We start from the raw sequence: 15627 nt of genomic DNA, 5'->3' as shown, positions 1-15627 counted from the left end.
CCGCTAACAGAATGATCTGTGGCACGGCGCGGGGTGGCCCCTCAAGGGACGGGGCGTAGGACGGCTGTGTAGTTCTCTCCGCCGTACAGGGATTCGTAGCGGATCGTGAGCGTGAGCCGTCGATCGATCAGGTCCTTGACTTCGGCGTCGTTCTGCGGGTCATAGCTCACGACACTCAACAAGTACTGTTCGTAGTCGGTGGCGATGACCTCTCCGTTGTTGAAAGTCACAGCGGATGGGCGCACCGACAGGCGGTCGCGGACGCCGTCGACACTGAGTTTGTTCCAGGCGCCGATCACTTCGTCATCGACGATGAGCGTGCTGTCGACGATCACCGCTGGTCCGAGTCCCGAGTTGATGAGCCGGATCCCTGCCCTGCCGCCCACTGCCCAGCCGCGGTGTAGTTGGAGTATCGGGCGCACCGAGTGGCGGTTGTGCTGCCGCATGGCGTGCGTCTGGTAGACCGAGACGCCTAGTGACGCGACAGCGATCACGACTGCGCATATCGCCGTGACGGTCTCTGCCTTCATTCATCTCCCCCTGGTGAACTCGCTCGCGAGGACGGTATCCGAACCGGTCATCGTGTCCCAGCCCGACCGTTGCTGGTTGGTCAGGGCATGGGGGCGTCGCCGTGGGTCGTGTCAGATGAGCCGTGGGAGCGGATCGAACCGCTGTTGCCGAGGAGAGAGGCGGTCCCGGTACCCCGGGCGCAAGCCGCTGCCTGACCGGGACGTGCTGTGCGGACTCCTGTACGTGCTGCACACCGGCGTCCAGTGGAAGTACCTGCCCCAAGAGCTGGGCTTCGGCTCAGGCATGACCTGCTGGCGCAGGCTGGGCGACTGGAACGACGTCGCCCAGATACTTCCCCTGCTCGACTCGATCCCGCCGGTCCACGGCCGGGTGGGCCGGCCGCGCCGCAAGCCCGACTCGCTCTTCGCCGATCGCGGCTACGACCACGACGTCTATCGCGACCAGGTCCACGCTCGCGGCATCGTGCCCGCGATCGCCCGACGCGGGGCCCGGCATGGCACGGGGCTGGGTACCTACCGGTGGGTCATCGAGCGGAGTTTCGCGTGGCTGCATGGTTTCCGACGTCTGCGGGCCCGCTGGGAACGTCGGGCCGACGTCCACGAAGCCTTCCTGAAACTCGCCTGCTGTCTGACCGCCCACCGACAACTCAGCTCATTGTGTTAGCCGTTGCAAGGGCTACGAATGAAGGTCTGGTTCAATAATTCGGCACCCGCGGGTCGTCTCGGATCCGGGATACCCACTCTTCCACGACCCCGCCAGCACGCTGCCGATTTCCCGGATTCGCGCGGCATTGGAAGAATTCTGCCACGCCCGCTCAGGGGATCGACCAGAATGCATTACCTGGACCGAGGGCCACGCAAACGGACAGCGCCTCGACCGGCCGTCTATCGTAGATTTCACCGAAGACCCGGAAATCGACTGGGATCTCCTGAAGTAATGAGCAGCCTCCTGCAGATCAGTGGGCGTGCGGCATTCCATGGCAGTACCCATCCCGACCTCGGGCAGTGCGGCCCGGTGGGCAGGTGCTTCGTGGTTCTCCACCTGCCCACCGTCCGGAACGGCGAGTCCCGCAGGGCTACACCCGCACCACGATCTTGCCGCGTGTGTGGCCCTGGGCGCTCAGGCGCTGTGCGTCCGCCGTCTTCTCCAGGGGGAAGACCTCGGCCACCTCGACCGTCAGGACGCCCGCTTCCGCCAGGTGGGCGAGGGCGGTGAGGTCGGCGGCGTCCGGGCGGACCCACAGCAGGCGGCCGCCCAGGGCCGTGGTGGTCTTCGGGTCGGCGATGGAGACCAGGCGGGCTCCGCCCTCGGCCGCGACCTGCGGCGTGGTGGCGGCGGCACCGTCGCCGACGAAGTCCATGACCGCGTGCACGCCCTCGGGCGCGAGGGCGCGGACCCGGTCGGCCAGGCCGTCGCCGTAGGTGACGGGTTCGGCGCCGAGGGAGCGCAGGTAGTCGTGGTTGCGCTCGCTGGCCGTGCCGATGACGCGGGCGCCGAGGTGGCGGGCGAGCTGGACGCCCAGGGAGCCGACGCCGCCGGCGGCGGCGTGGACGAGGACGGTGTCGCCCTCGCCGACGTCCGCGGCGCGCAGCGCCTGGTAGGCGGTCAGCCCGGCCAGCGGCAGGCCGGCGGCCTGTTCGAAGGTCAGGTTGGCCGGCTTGCGGGCGAGCGTGCGCACGGGCGCGGCCACGTACTCGGCGAAGGTGCCGCCGGAGAGGACGTCCTTGCGGACGTAGCCGATGACCTCGTCGCCCACCGCGAACTCGGGGGCGTCCACGCCCTGCTCGACGACGACGCCGGCGACGTCCCAGCCGGGGACGACGGGGAAGACGGCGTCCAGGAGGGGGTCGAGGTAGCCGGCCTGGGCCTTCCAGTCGACGGGGTTGACCGCCGCGGCCCTGACCTCGATGAGCACCGAGTCGGGGGCGACCTTGGGGCGGGGCAGCTCGCCGTACTCGAGGGCCTCGGGGCCGCCGTAGGCGCGGTAGCTGACTGCCTTCATGGGGTGACTCCTTCCAGAGGGGGACAGCGGGCCGTGGTTCAGCGGGTCGCGGGCACGGCTTCAGCCTCCGTGGCCTCGCCGGCGTCCGCCACCGCGGCCGGCCGCCGGGTGGCCAGGGTGCGCAGGCCCAGCCAGGCCACCAGCGAGACCAGCAGGAAGGCGGCGCCCGCGATGACGAACGTCAGCCCGAACTGGCTCTCGGCCGGCAGCTTGGGCACGCCCGGCGGCAGGTGCTCGATGCTCTTGGAGGCGAGGACCGTGGTGATCATCGCACTGCCGATGGCGCTGCCGGTGGAGCGGGAGATGGAGTTGATGCCGTTGGCTATGCCGGTCTGGTGGTGCGGCACGCTGGCGACGATGACGGCCGGCATGGCGGCGTAGCCGAGGCTGATGGCCGCGCCGACGAACATGCCCGCGGCGATGACGGAGTACGCGTGGTCGTGGTCGAGGGCGATCCAGGCGAAGCCGGCGGTGCCGACGAGGGAGGCCAGCAGCAGGACCAGGCGCGGGCCCTTGTGCCGGACGAGCTGGCCGCCGACGGGGGCGGCGAGCAGCGAGACGATCGTGGAGGGCAGCAGGTACTCGACGGAGGCGCGCAGGACGCTGGCGTCGAAGCCGTAGCCGGTGACCTTCGACGGCATCTGGACGAGGTAGGAGACGCCGATGAACAGGGCGAAGGAGCCGAAGCCGACGAGCAGGCCGGCGAGGTTGGCGAAGAGCACCGGGCGGTGGGCGAACATGCGCATGTCGACGAGCGGCTCGCGCACCTTCAGCTCGACCAGCGTCCACACGGCGGCCATGGCGGCGGCGCCGGCGAAGCAGCCGATCGTCCGGGTGGAGGACCAGCCCCACTCGTGGCCCTGGGTGATGGGCAGCAGGAGCAGGATGAGGGTCGCGGCCAGGGTCAGCGCGCCCAGGACGTCGGTGCGGCCGCCGGTGGTCTCGCGGGTGGCGGGCACCAGGGTGACGACGGCGATCAGGGCGAGCGCGGCCAGGCCGGTGGCCAGCCAGAAGGCGCTGCGGTAGTCGGGGTGGTCACCGGAGGTGAGCAGGCCGGTGGCGACGAGGGCCAGGCCGCTGCCGAAGGCGAGGGTGCCGCTGACCATGGCCATGGCGCCGGGCAGCTTCGCCGGGCGGACCTCCTCGCGCAGCACGGACAGGGCGAGCGGGAAGATCGCGGTGGCGGCGCCCTGCAGCACCCGGCCGGTGATCAGCCAGGGCAGGGAGTGCGTGACGGCGGCCAGGACGGAGCCGGCGACCATGACGATCAGCACGCCGACCAGGGTCTGCTTCTTGCCGTGCTGGTCGCCGAAGCGGCCCAGCAGGGGGGTGAAGACGGCGGCCGAGAGCAGGGTGGCGGTGGTGACCCAGCTGACGTTGGCGGAGCTGGTGTGCAGGTCGTTCTGGATGAGGCCGAGGATCGGCACGACGAGCGTCTGCATCATCGAGACGACCATGGCGGCCAGGCTCAGGGCGAAGACGACTCTGGTCTCGGCCCTGCTGCCGGCGGACGACGTGGCGCGGGAGTCGGAGGACATGGGTACGCGGGGTTCCTTCGTGTTACTTCACGACATGGATGCTTGAAATCGTCAAGCAACCCGGGAACCGTACGCCCGGATACTTCAGATAGTCAAGTTAATGATTTAAGAACTCAACCTCTTGAGTAGACTCCAGGGCATGAGCACTCCCCCCGCGCCCCCGTCGAAGGCCCAGCTCCTCGAGCTCGTGGCGGCGCTCGGCACCGCCCAGTGGCAGGACTTCGCCGCCGCCGCGGCCCGGCACGGCCTGACCTCCGTCCAGGCCAAGCTGCTGGCCCAGCTCAAGGGGCCGGTGCCGATGCGCGGCCTGGCCACCGTGCTGGTCTGCGACGCCTCCAACGTCACCGGCATCGTCGACCGGCTGGAGGCCCGCGGCCTGGTGCGCCGCGAGCCCGACCCCTGCGACCGCCGGGTGAAGAACGTGGTCGCCACCGACGAGGGCCGGGAGACCATCCGCCGGGTGCGCGCCGAGATGCAGGCCACCCACAGCGCCCTCGACACCCTCGACGAGCAGGAGCGCACGGTGCTCTACGGGCTGCTGGAGCGGCTGCGCCCAGGCCTGGAGCCCACCGGCCGGGAGCGCCGCGCCTGACGACCGGTCACCTGCCGCCCGCCGCCCGCCCGTATCCTGGCGGGCGGCCGCATCCGCCCCACCCCGCGGCGGACGACCCAGGGAGGCGCCGATGACCAGCACGACCACGCCCCGGGACGGGGAGCACGCAACCGAGCCGTACACGGTCCCGCTCGCGCCCGGCGTCACGGCCTACGTACAGCCCGACGGCGGCTGGTGCCTGAACAACGCGGGCTTCGTCACCGACGGCGGGCGCACCCTGCTGATCGACACGGCCGCCACCGAGCGCCGCGCCCTGCTGCTGCGCGACGCCGTGCTGGCGAGCGGCGCGCCCCTGCCGACCACGGTGGTCAACACCCACCACCACGGCGACCACACCTACGGCAACTGCGTCTTCGCCCCGGCGGCCACCGTCGTCGGCCACACCGCCTGCCGCAGCGAGACCCTGGCGGCCGGGCTGCAACTGCACGCCGCCTGGCCGCAGATCGACTACGGGCACGTCGAGGTCACCGCGCCGGACGTCACCTACACCGGTGCGATGACCCTGCACCTGGGCGGGACGGAGGTGCGCCTGATCCACCCGGGGCCCGCCCACACCATCGGCGACACCATCGTCCACCTCCCGCAGCACGGCGTGGTCTTCACCGGCGACCTGGTCTTCAACGGCGGCACGCCCTTCGCCATGATGGGTTCGATCAGCGGCTGGCTGCGGGCCCTGGACGTGCTGCGGGGCCTCGACGCCCGTGTGGTCGTCCCCGGCCACGGCCGCGTCACCGACCCGAGTGCGTACGACACCGTCGAGGCGTACCTGCGCCGGGTCCAGGAGCTGGCCCGCACCGCCCGCGCGGCCGGCCGTACCCCGCTGGAAGCGGCCCGCGAGGCCGACCTCGGCGAGTTCGCCGCCCTGCAGGAGAGCGAGCGCCTGGTCGCCAACCTCCACCGCGCCTACGCCGAACTCGACGGCCTGCCCCCGGGCTCGCCCCTCGACGTGCCCACCGTCTTCGGCGACATGGCCCAGCTCAACGGCGGCAAGCCGGTCGCCTGCCACCTGTAGGCCGCGCCCCGCGGCCCCGTCGGCCTCGTCGGCCCCGTCGACCTCTGGACGCCATACCGACTGGTCGGCATCATGATCGGCGTCACCCGAGGGCAACCCCCGTGAAGGAGCGCGCGATGAGCCGTGCCGGTGCACCACCGGGCCTGGACCCCGAGCGGTTGCGGGCGTACCTGGACCGACAGCGGCCCGGGCTGGTCGCCGGGCTGCTGCGGGCCGAGCTGATCGAGGGAGGGCGCTCCAACCTCACCTACCGCGTCGCCGACGACGCCGGCGGATGCTGGGTGGTGCGCCGGCCGCCGCTGGGGCACGTGCTCGCCACCGCCCACGACATGCGGCGCGAGCACCGCGTCATCAGCGCCCTGCGCGGCACGGACGTGCCGGTGCCCGCGCCGGTGCTGCTGTGCGAGGACGAGGACGTGCTCGGGGCGCCGTTCTACGTCATGGAGTTCGTGCCGGGCACGCCGTACCGCTCGGCACGGCAGCTCTCGGCCATCGGGCCGCAGCGCACCCGCGCCGTGGTGCTGCACCTGACCGACACCCTCGTCGCCCTGCACGCCGTGGACCCGGCGGCGGTCGGGCTCGCGGACTTCGGGCGGCCGGAGGGCTTCCTGCAGCGGCAGTTGCGGCGCTGGGGCGCCCAGTTGGAGGCGTCCCGCAGCCGGGAGCTGGCCGGCTTCGACGAGCTGCACACGGCGCTGGCCGCCGCCCTGCCGGCGTCCGGCGCACCGGCCGTGGTGCACGGCGACTACCGCCTGGACAACGTGCTCGTCGGCGACGACGACACCGTACGGGCCGTGCTGGACTGGGAGATGTCCACGCTCGGCGACCCGCTGGCCGACCTGGGCCTGCTGATGATGTACAGCAGCCTCACGGCGGTGCCGGGCTCGCCGGTGAGCACCACCCGCGACGCCCCCGGCCACCCCTCCCCCGCCGAGATCGCCCGGCGCTACGCGGACCGCTCCGGCCGGGACATCGGCGCGCTGCCCTGGTACACGGCCTTCGCCTACTTCAAGCTGGCCGTCATCCTGGAGGGCATCCACTACCGCTACACCCTCGGGCAGACCGTCGGTACGGGCTTCGACCGCATCGGCGAGCTCGTCCCGCAGTTCATCGAGGGCGGACTGACCACCCTGCGTACGGGCTGAGGAGGCCACGTGGACTTCGCGTTCGACGCGCGCACCGAGGAGCTGCGCGAGAGACTGCTGGCCTTCATGGAGGAGTGCGTGTACCCGGCGGAGGCCACCGCCGCGGCCCAGCGGGCCGCGCTCGCCTCGCCCTGGGACGTGCCGCCGGTGGTCGAGGAACTCAAGGCCGAGGCCCGCCGCCGCGGGCTGTGGAACCTCTTCTTCACAAACGAACACAGCTTCACAAACGGTCACAGCTTCACCGACGAACACGGCGCGCCCGATGAGCAGTACGGCGCCGGGCTGACCAACCTGCAGTACGCGCCGCTCGCCGAGATCACCGGCCGCAGCCCCCAGCTGGCCCCCACCGCCGTGAACTGCGCGGCGCCCGACACCGGGAACATGGAACTGCTCGCCCAGTTCGGCACCCCCGAACAGCGCGAACGGTGGCTGCTGCCGCTGCTGGCCGGCGAGATGCGCTCGGCGTTCGCCATGACCGAGCCGGACGTCGCCTCCTCCGACGCGACGAACATCGCCACCCGCATCGAGCGCGACGGCGACGCGTACGTCATCACCGGCCGCAAGTGGTACATCTCCGGCGCCCTGCACCCCGATTGCCGCATCCTGATCGTCATGGGCGTGACGGACCCCGGCGCCGCGGACGTGCGCCGCAGGCAGTCGATGGTCCTGGTGCCGCGCGACACCCCGGGCGTGGAGGTGCGGCGCGCGATGCACGTCTACGGCTACGAGGACCACTACCACGGGGGCCACGCCGAGGTGGTCCTGGACCGCGTACGGGTACCGGTGGCCAACCTCGTGGGCGAGGAGGGCGGGGGCTTCGCCATCGCCCAGGCCCGGCTCGGGCCGGGCCGCATCCACCACTGCATGCGCCTGATCGGCATGGCCGAGCGGGCCATGGAGCTGATGTGCCGGCGCGCGGTGGAGCGCACCGCCTTCGGCGGGCCGCTGGCGGACCAGGGCGTGGTGCAGCAGTGGATCGCCGACGCGCGGGTGGCGATCGAGCAGCTGCGCCTGCTGGTGCTGAAGACCGCATGGCTGATGGACACCGTCGGCAACCGCGGGGCGCACACCGAGATCCAGGCCATCAAGATCGCCACGCCGCGGACGGTGGCGGACATCGTCGACCGGGCCGTGCAGCTGCACGGCGCGGGCGGGGTGGGGCAGGACTTCCCGCTGGCGGAACTGTGGGCCGCCGCCCGGACGCTGCGCCTGGCGGACGGGCCCGACGAGGTCCACCAGCGGTCGCTGGCCCGCCGGGAGCTGGCCCGCTACCGGCCCCGGCGGCCCTGACCCCTCACGGGCGCAGGGCGCGCATCAGCAGATCCGCCAGGTGGTCGGCCACCTGGCGGGGGGTCAGCGCCCCGTCCGGCCGGTACCAGCTGCCCAGGTGGTGGACGGAGCCGAAGTGGTAGTCCACCACCAGGTCGGCGGGCGTGGCCCGGCTGAAGACCCCGGTGCGCTGACCCTCCTCCACCAGGGCCCGGAACCGCTCGTGGTAGCGGCGGCGCTCGGCGCGCACCTGCTTGAGCTTCTCGGGCGAGAGGTGGTGCATGGAGCGGAAGAAGATCTTCGTGTCGTCGAGGTTCTCTATCGTGGTCACCACGACGTCGGCCGCCGCCTCGCGCAGCCGCCGCTCGACGGGCGCGTCGGCGCCCGCGAACCCGTCGAGCCGCTCCTGCTGCAGGCGCAGGACGCGCCCGTAGACCTCGTGCAGCAGGTCGTCCTTGGAGCCGAAGTAGTGGTACAGGGCGCCCTTGGTGACGCCCGCGGCCTCCACGATCTCCTGCACGGACGTGCGGTCGTAACCGCGCTCGGCGAAGAGGCGGGTGGCGGCGGCCAGCAGGCGCTGGGGCACCGGTCTGCCGTCGTTCTCCGTCGCTCCGGCCGTCGCCGTTCTGCTGCTCATCCGCCGCCACCTGCCTTCCGTCCGCGGGGCGGCCGCGCCGGGTGCGCGGCTCACGCTCAGGATCTTGCCACTGCGACCGGCGGTCGCGCCGGGGCTTCGGCCGCATCCGTTCAACTGCCCGTAGCACAAGGGCTCGTACCGCTGCTCACCAATGGGTGAAGGGCCGCCGGAACGGCTGGACACCCCCTCTTGACGGCAGGACGATGCGCCCCGAACGAGCGGCGACTTGGGGGACGGGATGTCGGACATAGGCGTGCGGCCGTACTGGGAGCTGACCTTCGACGCCGAGGGCCGTTGCGACCCCGGCGAACGGGACGCCCTGCTCGGGGGCGTCGCGCAGAACGGGCTCAGCGATCTGGTGGTCTTCTCGCACGGGTGGAACAACACCCGCGCCTCGGCCACCGCCCTCTACCGCCGCTTCTTCGCCCCCTTCCCCACCCTCCTCGCCGGTGCCGCGCACCCCGGCGGCCTCGGCTACACGGGTGTGATCTGGCCGTCCATGCGCTTCACCGACGAGCCGGTCCCCGACTTCCCGGCACCGCCGGCGACCGCGCCGCAGGCCGCGTGGCCCGTGCTGGAGCCGGCCACGCTGCAGGCGCTGGCGCGGGTGTTCCCCGGCAGCGAGGCACTGCTGGACCGGCTGGCGGAGCTGCTGGAGCGGCGCCCGGACGACCCGGTGCGGCTGGCGGAGTTCGTGGGGCTCGCGCACCGGCTGACGACCGCCGGCCGGCAGGGCGCCGCGGACGGCGGCGCGGGCTCCGCGGCCTGGTCCTACGACCTGGAGGAGGGCGCGGGCGAGCCGGCGGAGCCCATGATGTTCGCCGGCGACCCCGAGCGGGTGTGCGCGGCCTTCGCCGAGGCCCTCGCGCTCGCGGGCGTGGCGCGCACCGACCTGTTCGGTGCGGTGCGGCGGCTGTGGGCCGGGGCGCTGGAGCTGCTGCGGCAGGCGGCGTACTGGGAGATGAAGCGCCGGGCGGGCGTCGTCGGGCAGGCGGGCCTGGGCCCGGCGCTGGGGGCGCTGGCGACGCGCTGCCCCGGCGTGCGGGTGCACCTGGTGGGGCACAGCTTCGGGGCACGGCTCGTGGCGTTCGCGTTGCGCGGGCTGCCGGAGGGCGCGCGGTGCGTGGGCTCCCTCACGCTCCTCCAAGGCGCCTTCTCGCACTACGCGTTCGCCTCGCGGCTGCCGTTCGACTCGGGCAAGGCAGGCGCGCTCAAGGAGCTGCAGGCGCGCGTGGACGGCCCGGTGGTGTGCTGCCATTCGCGCCTGGACACGGCGCTGGGCGTGCTCTACCCGCTGGCCTCGCTCATCTCCGGCGACGCCGACTCCGTACGCCCGGAGACCCTGCTGGGCGTGGACGCGGCCCGCTGGGGCGCGATGGGCCACGACGGCGTGCAGGCCGTGGCCGGAACGGCCCACATGTCCCTGGCCGAGGCCCTGGCCGGGCCGCTGCCGGCCACGGGCTGCGTGAACGTCGACGCCGCCGCGGTCGTACGGCTCGGGGGCCCGCCCTCGGGCGCGCACAGCGACATCTGCCACGCCGAACTGGCCCGCCTGGCCCTTCTGGCGGGGCGCGTGATGCGCTGACAACGGGCGCGAAGCGGCCGTCTTCGCGGCGGGGCCACATCGAGGGGCGCTGCCGGGGTAGCAGAGCCTGCAGCCGGGCGGGCCCGCGGGGCCGGCCCGGTTCCCCGAAGGGATCCGATCGGCGACGAGTTACGTCCCTTCCATGTCGATCCGAGTCCGCGCCGCCGGAGGTGGGATGCAGTGGCAGGTTTCAGAGCACTGGCACGAGAGGTGCGCAATCCGCGGAACAGCATCGCCCTGCGCAGGACGTCCCTGCGCAAGTGCCTGGAGCGGTTCGCCCCGTACGGGCACCGGGCGACCTGGCGCCATCTGTGCGCCCGTGCCGGCATCGCCCCGGACGACCGCGCCCCCGACCCCGCCCGGCTGATCGCGGCCCTGGCGGAGCTGGAGGAGGCGCGGGAGGTCTGGCTGGCGTACGAGGTGGAGTTCGCCGGCCGGCGCCGCCGTGAGAAGCACGAGGGAATCCGCCAGCCCAGCGCGGTGGACGACTGGCACCGCAACACCTGGGGCGGGTGCGACATCGTGCCCTGCGCCTCGCCCGACGTCACCCCGGACGCCCGCCTGGCGGACGTCCTGCGCAGGGTCATAGCCGCAATGGAGTCCGCACCGGGGCGCTCCTGCCCGGTCTGCGCGCAGGAGCGCATCGAGTGGCGCACCGACCTGGAGCGCTACCCCCTCGAAGGTCCCGTCTGCACGGACTGCGGCATCGTGGTGCCGACGTCCGTGCTCACACCCGCGGCACTGTCGGCGACCCGCAGGTTCGCCCTGGCCGAGCAGTACGCGGCGGTATGAGCGCGCTCCCCGGACCGCCGGGGAGCGCAGGAACCACCGGGCCGGCGGAGCGGGGCCGCCGGCGCATCAGGTGAGCAGCGAGCCGCTGCCGCCCAGCGTGCCGAAGCGGTCGTCGGGGTTGGACAGCGCGCACGCGTCCAGCGACAGGCAGCCGCAGCCGATGCAGTTGTCGAGGTGGTCGCGCAACTTGGTCAGCTGGGCGATGCGTTGCTCCAGCTCGGTCCGCCACTCCTCCGACAGCCGGGCCCAGTCGGCCCGGTTGGGGGTGCGGCCGTCGGGCAGGGTCGCCAGGGCCTCGGCGATGGTGGCCAGCGGGATGCCCACGCGCTGGGAGGCGCGGATGAAGGCCACCCGGCGCAGCGCGTCCCTGGTGTAGCGGCGCTGGTTGCCGGCGGTGCGCCGGCTGGTGATGAGCTTCTTGGACTCGTAGAAGTGCAGGGCGGAGACCGCGACGCCGCTGCGTGCGGAGAGCTGCCCCACCGTGAGCTCGTGGATCTGTCGGGATATCTGCGGCACGTGCCCGACTGTATGTCAGGTGCGGCAGCCGACCATGCGCAGGACCAGGTCCGCGTACAGGTCGCCGACCTCGGCCGGGGTGCGCCTGCCGTCGGTGGTGAACCAGCGGGCGACGTCGACGCACAGGGAGAGCACGGCGAGCGTGGTGCCGCGCACGTCGGGGACGTCGAAGTCGCCCGCCGCGACGCCGTCCTCGATGATGGTGCGCACGACGGCGTCGGTCTCCCGGCGCAGGGCGAGGATCTCGGCATGGTGCTGCTCGCCGAGCGCGCCGAGCTCGTACTGCACGACGCGGGCGGTGGTGTGGTGCTCGGCGTGCCAGCGCACGAAGCGGCGCACGGCCTCGGCCAGGCGCTCGGCGGGGGTGCCGGGGGTGTCGTGGGCGCGGCGCAGGACGTCGAGGGCGAGGCGGTGCCCGACGCTGCTGATGCGGTAGAGGAGTTCTTCCTTGGTGCGGTAGTGGATGTAGAGCGCGGCGGGGCTCATGCCGGCCCGGCCGGCGATGTCGCGGGTGGTGGTGGCGTGGTAGCCGCGCTCGGCGAACGACTGCACGGCGGCGGTGAGCAGCCGGCGGGCCGCGTCCGGCGTGACGTCGGCCCATTCCCCGGTCGGTCGTGCCTGCGCGCCCATGGCGGTGCCCCCTCCTCGGCGACGAGACGTCCGGCCACCATACCCGCCCCTGAGCGCTCGCTCAGGGGCGGGCCCGGCGGCCGGGCGGCATGCCGGGGGGCCGCGGCGGGCAGCATGCCCCCATGACCACCGGGCGCACCCTCGCGGGGGCGGCCACGGCGCTGACCGCCACGGTGGCGGTCCACATCGCGCTCGTCGCCTTCGGCAACATCACCGACTTCGGCACCAACCAGGAATTCGTCCGGCACGTGCTGGCCATGGACACCACCTTCGAGGATCCCGATCTGATGTGGCGGGCGATCACCGACCGCACGCTGCAGGACGCCGCCTACGTGGCCGTCATCGTCTGGGAGACGGTGGCGGCGCTGGTCCTGCTGGCGGCCACGGCGCTGTGGCTGCGGGCCCTGGCGCACCGGTCCGGCTACGGTCCGGCGCGGCGGCTGACCACCGTGGGGCTGGTGATGCTCCTGCTGCTGTTCGGGCTGGGATTCCTCGCCATAGGCGGGGAGTGGTTCGCGATGTGGCAGTCGACGAAGTGGAACGGACTGCAGGCCGCCACCCGCAACGTCCTCCTCGCGGGCCTGACCCTGCTGCTGATCCAGCTGCCCTCGCCGCAGTGGCACGGCCGGGACATCCATTGACGTGCCCGCCCACTAATCCTACGGTCGTCCATAGGAATCCGTCGGCAGTGGGAGCACGCGATGAGCGGTACCGACAACGAGCAGGCCCGGAAGACCGCGGAGGCGCTGTCCTACCTCCCGGGCTTCGGCAACGAGCACAGCAGCGAGGCGGTTCCCGGCGCCCTGCCGCACGGCCGCAACTCGCCGCAGCGGGCGCCGCTGGGGCTGTACGCCGAGCAGCTGAGCGGCAGCGCCTTCACCGAGCCCCGCCGGCACAACCGCCGCTCCTGGCTGTACCGGATCCGCCCCTCCGCCGTCCACCCGCCCTTCACCCGCGTCGCGAACGGCGCGCTGCGCGGGGCGCCCTTCACCGAGACCGTGCCCGACCCCAACCGGCTGCGCTGGGATCCGCTGCCCGAGCCCGCCGAGGGCACCGACTTCCTCGCCGGCCTGTGGACCCTGGGCGGCAACGGCGACGCGACCCAGCGCACGGGCATGGCCGTCCACCTCTACGCCGCCAACGCCTCCATGCACGACCGCGTCTTCAGTGACGCCGACGGCGAGCTGCTCGTCGTCCCCCAGCAGGGCGCCCTGCTGCTGCGCACGGAGTTCGGCCTGCTGCGGGCGGAGCCGGGACACGTGGCACTGATCCCGCGCGGCGTGCGCTTCCGGGTCGAACTGCTCGACGCCACCGCCCGCGGGTACGTCTGCGAGAACTACGGCCAGCCCTTCGTCCTGCCCGACCTCGGCCCGATCGGCGCCAACGGCCTGGCCAACGCCCGCGACTTCCTGGCCCCGGTGGCCGCCTACGAGGACGCCCCGGGCCCGGTCGAGGTCGTCAACAAGTTCTGCGGCAACCTCTGGAGCGCCACCTACGACCACTCCCCGCTGGACGTCGTCGCCTGGCACGGCAACCATGTGCCCTACGTCTACGACCTGCGCCGCTTCAACGTCATCGGCAGCATCAGCTACGACCACCCGGACCCGTCGATCTTCACGGTGCTCACCTCGCCCTCCGACACCCCGGGCCTGGCCGGCGTCGACTTCGTGGTCTTCGCGCCGCGCTGGCTCGTGGGCGAGGACACCTTCCGGCCGCCGTACTTCCACCGCAACGTGATGAGCGAGTACATGGGCCTGATCGAGGGCGCGTACGACGCCAAGAGCGCCGGCAAGGGCGGCTTCGTGCCCGGCGGCGGCTCCCTGCACAACATGATGTCGGCGCACGGCCCCGACCGGGCGACCTTCGACAAGGCGAGCGCCGCCGAGCTGGTGCCCCAGAAGATCGACGACGGCCTGGCCTTCATGTTCGAGACCCGCTGGCCGGTGACCCTCACCGAGCAGGCGGCGGGCGCCGACCACCTGCAGCGGGGCTACGACGGGGTGTGGCAGGGTCTGGAGCGCCACTTCCGCCACCCGTAGACCCGCCCTCCTGCCTGTCGGAGCCGCCGTGACCCTCTTCGCCCCCGACTCCCTCGCCCTCAACCGCAAGCTGCCCCTGTGGTACCAGGTCTCGCAGTCGCTGCGCGCCTCCATACTCGGCCGGCGCCCGGAGGACCCGCTGCGCCTGCCCACCGAGGACGCCCTGGCCGAGCACTACGGCGTGAGCGTGCTGACCATGCGGCAGGCGCTGAAGGAGCTGGAGGCGGAGGGGCTCATCAGCCGGCACCGCCGGCGCGGCACGTTCATCGAGCCCAGCGCCCGGCGCGGCGCGCCGGTACGGCTGCTGGGCTCGGTGGACACCATCGTCGCCCAGCAGTCCGGCGAGCGCACCGACCTGCTCGACCATGGCCCGGTGCCCGTCCCGCCCGACCTGGCCGAGCACTTCCCGGACCTCACCGAGGCGGTGGCCTACCGGCGGCTGCGCCGCGACGGGGCCAGTGGCGAGCCGACGAACTGGGCGGAGAACGTGGTGCGCCCCGACCTCGCCCGCCGCATCGACGTCGCCGACCTCGTCCGCTGGCCGATGACCAAGGTGCTGCGCGACGCCGTGGGCGTGACGATCAGCCGTATCACCGACACCGTGGAGGCACGGCTGGCGGACCCGGAGACGGCCCGCCTGCTCCAGGTGCCGCTGCTCAGCCCGATCCTGCACTACACCGGGATCACCTACGACGACGCGGGCCGCGTCGTCGACGTCGCGCGCATCCGCTATCGCGGCGACCGCTTCTCCTTCACCGTCACCCTCGAAGCCCACTGACCGGCCGGGATGCCGGGGCCGGGCGGCCCGCCCCCGGGGAAAGGGGCGGGCCGTACGGGAGCAGGACGCCGGGGGTGCGGGTCAGGCGTGGGAGCCGCTGCGGCTGCCGAAGAGCGTGCGGCGCAGCCGCCGCAGCGGGGCGAGCAGGGAGACCTTGGCCGTACGGCTCTGGCTGCTGCGCTCCTGGCCGCCACGGGCCTGGTCACGGGAGGTGATCTCCCGCATCAGCACCGTGGCGCCCTCGACGTCGCGCTGCGGCAGGGCGGGCCCGGACAGCACCGCGAGGTGGCGCTCCAGCCGTGCACTGGACGCACTGCTCCCGTAACTGATGGCAGGCACACGCGCCCTGCTGCGCATAGCTATCTGATCCATGAGACTCCCCACCCGTACGAGGCACCCGGCCCAGGCAGGGTAACCCTATCGCCCCATCGCGTCACCCGCGCATTCGCGGGGCCGATTCACCACCCCGTCAAGGGCGTTGACAGGGCTGACGTGAACCTGCCGTTACCGAGCGGTTGTTGCCCGGGACAATACGCCACG

Annotated in this window: 17 protein-coding genes and 1 pseudogene; 11 read left to right on the top strand and 7 right to left on the bottom strand. The window is 72.7% G+C overall.

Features of this window, described 5'->3' with window-relative positions:
* Window positions 1–41: 41 nt before the first annotated feature.
* Window positions 42–530 (bottom strand): hypothetical protein, encoded by a 489-nt coding sequence (locus tag AC27L3_RS05510; protein ID WP_487232891.1) that lies wholly within the window; start codon window positions 528–530, stop codon window positions 42–44.
* Window positions 531–617: 87 nt separating this feature from the next.
* On the opposite strand from AC27L3_RS05510, the pseudogene AC27L3_RS05505 reads away from it, so the two are divergent.
* Window positions 618–1194 (top strand): annotated as a pseudogene (locus tag AC27L3_RS05505) (transposase).
* A 34-nt stretch (window positions 1195–1228) separates the two neighbouring features.
* A complete protein-coding gene (locus AC27L3_RS05500) occupies window positions 1229–1468 on the top strand; it encodes an Imm1 family immunity protein (protein WP_487233169.1) in 240 nt (79 codons plus the stop codon).
* Window positions 1469–1606: 138 nt separating this feature from the next.
* Here the strand turns inward: AC27L3_RS05500 and AC27L3_RS05495 are convergent, their stop codons facing one another.
* Entirely contained in the window at window positions 1607–2533 is a 927-nt protein-coding gene (locus AC27L3_RS05495; RefSeq protein ID WP_487232890.1) for an NADP-dependent oxidoreductase, read from the bottom strand.
* A 38-nt stretch (window positions 2534–2571) separates the two neighbouring features.
* The gene (locus AC27L3_RS05490) at window positions 2572–4071 is read right to left on the bottom strand and encodes an MFS transporter (RefSeq protein WP_487232889.1); all 1500 of its coding nucleotides are present in this window, start codon (window positions 4069–4071) and stop codon (window positions 2572–2574) included.
* Between the two features lie 139 nt (window positions 4072–4210).
* Between AC27L3_RS05490 and AC27L3_RS05485 the strand changes: the two genes are divergently transcribed.
* The 4 genes from AC27L3_RS05485 (at window position 4211) to AC27L3_RS05470 (ending at window position 8131) form a co-directional block, all read left to right on the top strand.
* Window positions 4211–4663, top strand: a complete 453-nt coding sequence (locus tag AC27L3_RS05485) for a MarR family winged helix-turn-helix transcriptional regulator (protein WP_487232888.1) — start codon at window positions 4211–4213, stop codon at window positions 4661–4663.
* 91 nt (window positions 4664–4754) lie between these two features.
* Entirely contained in the window at window positions 4755–5696 is a 942-nt protein-coding gene (locus tag AC27L3_RS05480) for an MBL fold metallo-hydrolase (RefSeq protein WP_487232887.1), read from the top strand.
* A 116-nt stretch (window positions 5697–5812) separates the two neighbouring features.
* Window positions 5813–6841, top strand: coding sequence for a phosphotransferase family protein (locus AC27L3_RS05475; protein WP_487232886.1), 1029 nt, complete (start codon window positions 5813–5815; stop codon window positions 6839–6841).
* A 9-nt stretch (window positions 6842–6850) separates the two neighbouring features.
* Window positions 6851–8131: an acyl-CoA dehydrogenase family protein gene (locus tag AC27L3_RS05470; RefSeq protein WP_487232885.1), complete on the top strand. Its 1281-nt coding sequence runs from the start codon at window positions 6851–6853 to the stop codon at window positions 8129–8131.
* A 4-nt stretch (window positions 8132–8135) separates the two neighbouring features.
* Here the strand turns inward: AC27L3_RS05470 and AC27L3_RS05465 are convergent, their stop codons facing one another.
* The gene (locus AC27L3_RS05465; RefSeq protein ID WP_487232884.1) at window positions 8136–8747 is read right to left on the bottom strand and encodes a TetR/AcrR family transcriptional regulator; all 612 of its coding nucleotides are present in this window, start codon (window positions 8745–8747) and stop codon (window positions 8136–8138) included.
* 238 nt (window positions 8748–8985) lie between these two features.
* On the opposite strand from AC27L3_RS05465, the gene AC27L3_RS05460 reads away from it, so the two are divergent.
* Entirely contained in the window at window positions 8986–10332 is a 1347-nt protein-coding gene (locus AC27L3_RS05460) for a serine-threonine protein kinase (protein WP_487232883.1), read from the top strand.
* Window positions 10333–10512: 180 nt separating this feature from the next.
* Complete coding sequence (locus tag AC27L3_RS05455) at window positions 10513–11124, top strand: hypothetical protein (protein ID WP_487232882.1); 612 nt, start codon at window positions 10513–10515, stop codon at window positions 11122–11124.
* A gap of 66 nt (window positions 11125–11190) precedes the next feature.
* On the opposite strand, the gene soxR is transcribed toward AC27L3_RS05455, so the two are convergent.
* The gene (gene soxR / locus AC27L3_RS05450) at window positions 11191–11640 is read right to left on the bottom strand and encodes a redox-sensitive transcriptional activator SoxR (protein ID WP_487232881.1); all 450 of its coding nucleotides are present in this window, start codon (window positions 11638–11640) and stop codon (window positions 11191–11193) included.
* A gap of 15 nt (window positions 11641–11655) precedes the next feature.
* A complete protein-coding gene (locus tag AC27L3_RS05445) occupies window positions 11656–12270 on the bottom strand; it encodes a TetR/AcrR family transcriptional regulator (RefSeq protein ID WP_487232880.1) in 615 nt (204 codons plus the stop codon).
* 122 nt (window positions 12271–12392) lie between these two features.
* Here AC27L3_RS05445 and AC27L3_RS05440 point away from each other — a divergent pair, with 122 nt between their 5' ends.
* The 3 genes from AC27L3_RS05440 to AC27L3_RS05430 are packed head-to-tail and all read left to right on the top strand — an operon-like array spanning window position 12393 to window position 15087.
* The gene (locus AC27L3_RS05440) at window positions 12393–12911 is read left to right on the top strand and encodes a DUF2165 domain-containing protein (protein WP_487232879.1); all 519 of its coding nucleotides are present in this window, start codon (window positions 12393–12395) and stop codon (window positions 12909–12911) included.
* A gap of 60 nt (window positions 12912–12971) precedes the next feature.
* Window positions 12972–14309: a homogentisate 1,2-dioxygenase gene (gene hmgA, locus AC27L3_RS05435; RefSeq protein WP_487232878.1), complete on the top strand. Its 1338-nt coding sequence runs from the start codon at window positions 12972–12974 to the stop codon at window positions 14307–14309.
* Between the two features lie 28 nt (window positions 14310–14337).
* A complete protein-coding gene (locus tag AC27L3_RS05430) occupies window positions 14338–15087 on the top strand; it encodes a GntR family transcriptional regulator (protein ID WP_487232877.1) in 750 nt (249 codons plus the stop codon).
* Window positions 15088–15168: 81 nt separating this feature from the next.
* Here the strand turns inward: AC27L3_RS05430 and AC27L3_RS05425 are convergent, their stop codons facing one another.
* Window positions 15169–15459, bottom strand: coding sequence for a hypothetical protein (locus AC27L3_RS05425; RefSeq protein WP_487232876.1), 291 nt, complete (start codon window positions 15457–15459; stop codon window positions 15169–15171).
* Window positions 15460–15627: the final 168 nt, after the last annotated feature.

Source organism: Streptomyces sp. PKA51 (genome assembly GCF_057552455.1).
The sequence above is the reverse complement of the archived record's forward strand: the minus strand, read 5'-3'. Positions and strand labels throughout refer to the sequence as shown.

What these genes read in the sequence shown, in the direction of transcription:
- AC27L3_RS05510 (WP_487232891.1), bottom strand. Translation starts at nt 530, where the DNA reads ATGAAGGCAGAGACCGTCACGGCGATATGCGCAGTCGTGATCGCTGTC.
- AC27L3_RS05495 (WP_487232890.1), bottom strand. Translation starts at nt 2,533, where the DNA reads ATGAAGGCAGTCAGCTACCGCGCCTACGGCGGCCCCGAGGCCCTCGAG.
- AC27L3_RS05490 (WP_487232889.1), bottom strand. Translation starts at nt 4,071, where the DNA reads ATGTCCTCCGACTCCCGCGCCACGTCGTCCGCCGGCAGCAGGGCCGAG.
- AC27L3_RS05485 (WP_487232888.1), top strand. Translation starts at nt 4,211, where the DNA reads ATGAGCACTCCCCCCGCGCCCCCGTCGAAGGCCCAGCTCCTCGAGCTC.
- AC27L3_RS05480 (WP_487232887.1), top strand. Translation starts at nt 4,755, where the DNA reads ATGACCAGCACGACCACGCCCCGGGACGGGGAGCACGCAACCGAGCCG.
- AC27L3_RS05475 (WP_487232886.1), top strand. Translation starts at nt 5,813, where the DNA reads ATGAGCCGTGCCGGTGCACCACCGGGCCTGGACCCCGAGCGGTTGCGG.
- AC27L3_RS05465 (WP_487232884.1), bottom strand. Translation starts at nt 8,747, where the DNA reads ATGAGCAGCAGAACGGCGACGGCCGGAGCGACGGAGAACGACGGCAGA.
- AC27L3_RS05460 (WP_487232883.1), top strand. Translation starts at nt 8,986, where the DNA reads ATGTCGGACATAGGCGTGCGGCCGTACTGGGAGCTGACCTTCGACGCC.
- AC27L3_RS05445 (WP_487232880.1), bottom strand. Translation starts at nt 12,270, where the DNA reads ATGGGCGCGCAGGCACGACCGACCGGGGAATGGGCCGACGTCACGCCG.
- AC27L3_RS05440 (WP_487232879.1), top strand. Translation starts at nt 12,393, where the DNA reads ATGACCACCGGGCGCACCCTCGCGGGGGCGGCCACGGCGCTGACCGCC.
- hmgA (WP_487232878.1), top strand. Translation starts at nt 12,972, where the DNA reads ATGAGCGGTACCGACAACGAGCAGGCCCGGAAGACCGCGGAGGCGCTG.
- AC27L3_RS05425 (WP_487232876.1), bottom strand. Translation starts at nt 15,459, where the DNA reads ATGGATCAGATAGCTATGCGCAGCAGGGCGCGTGTGCCTGCCATCAGT.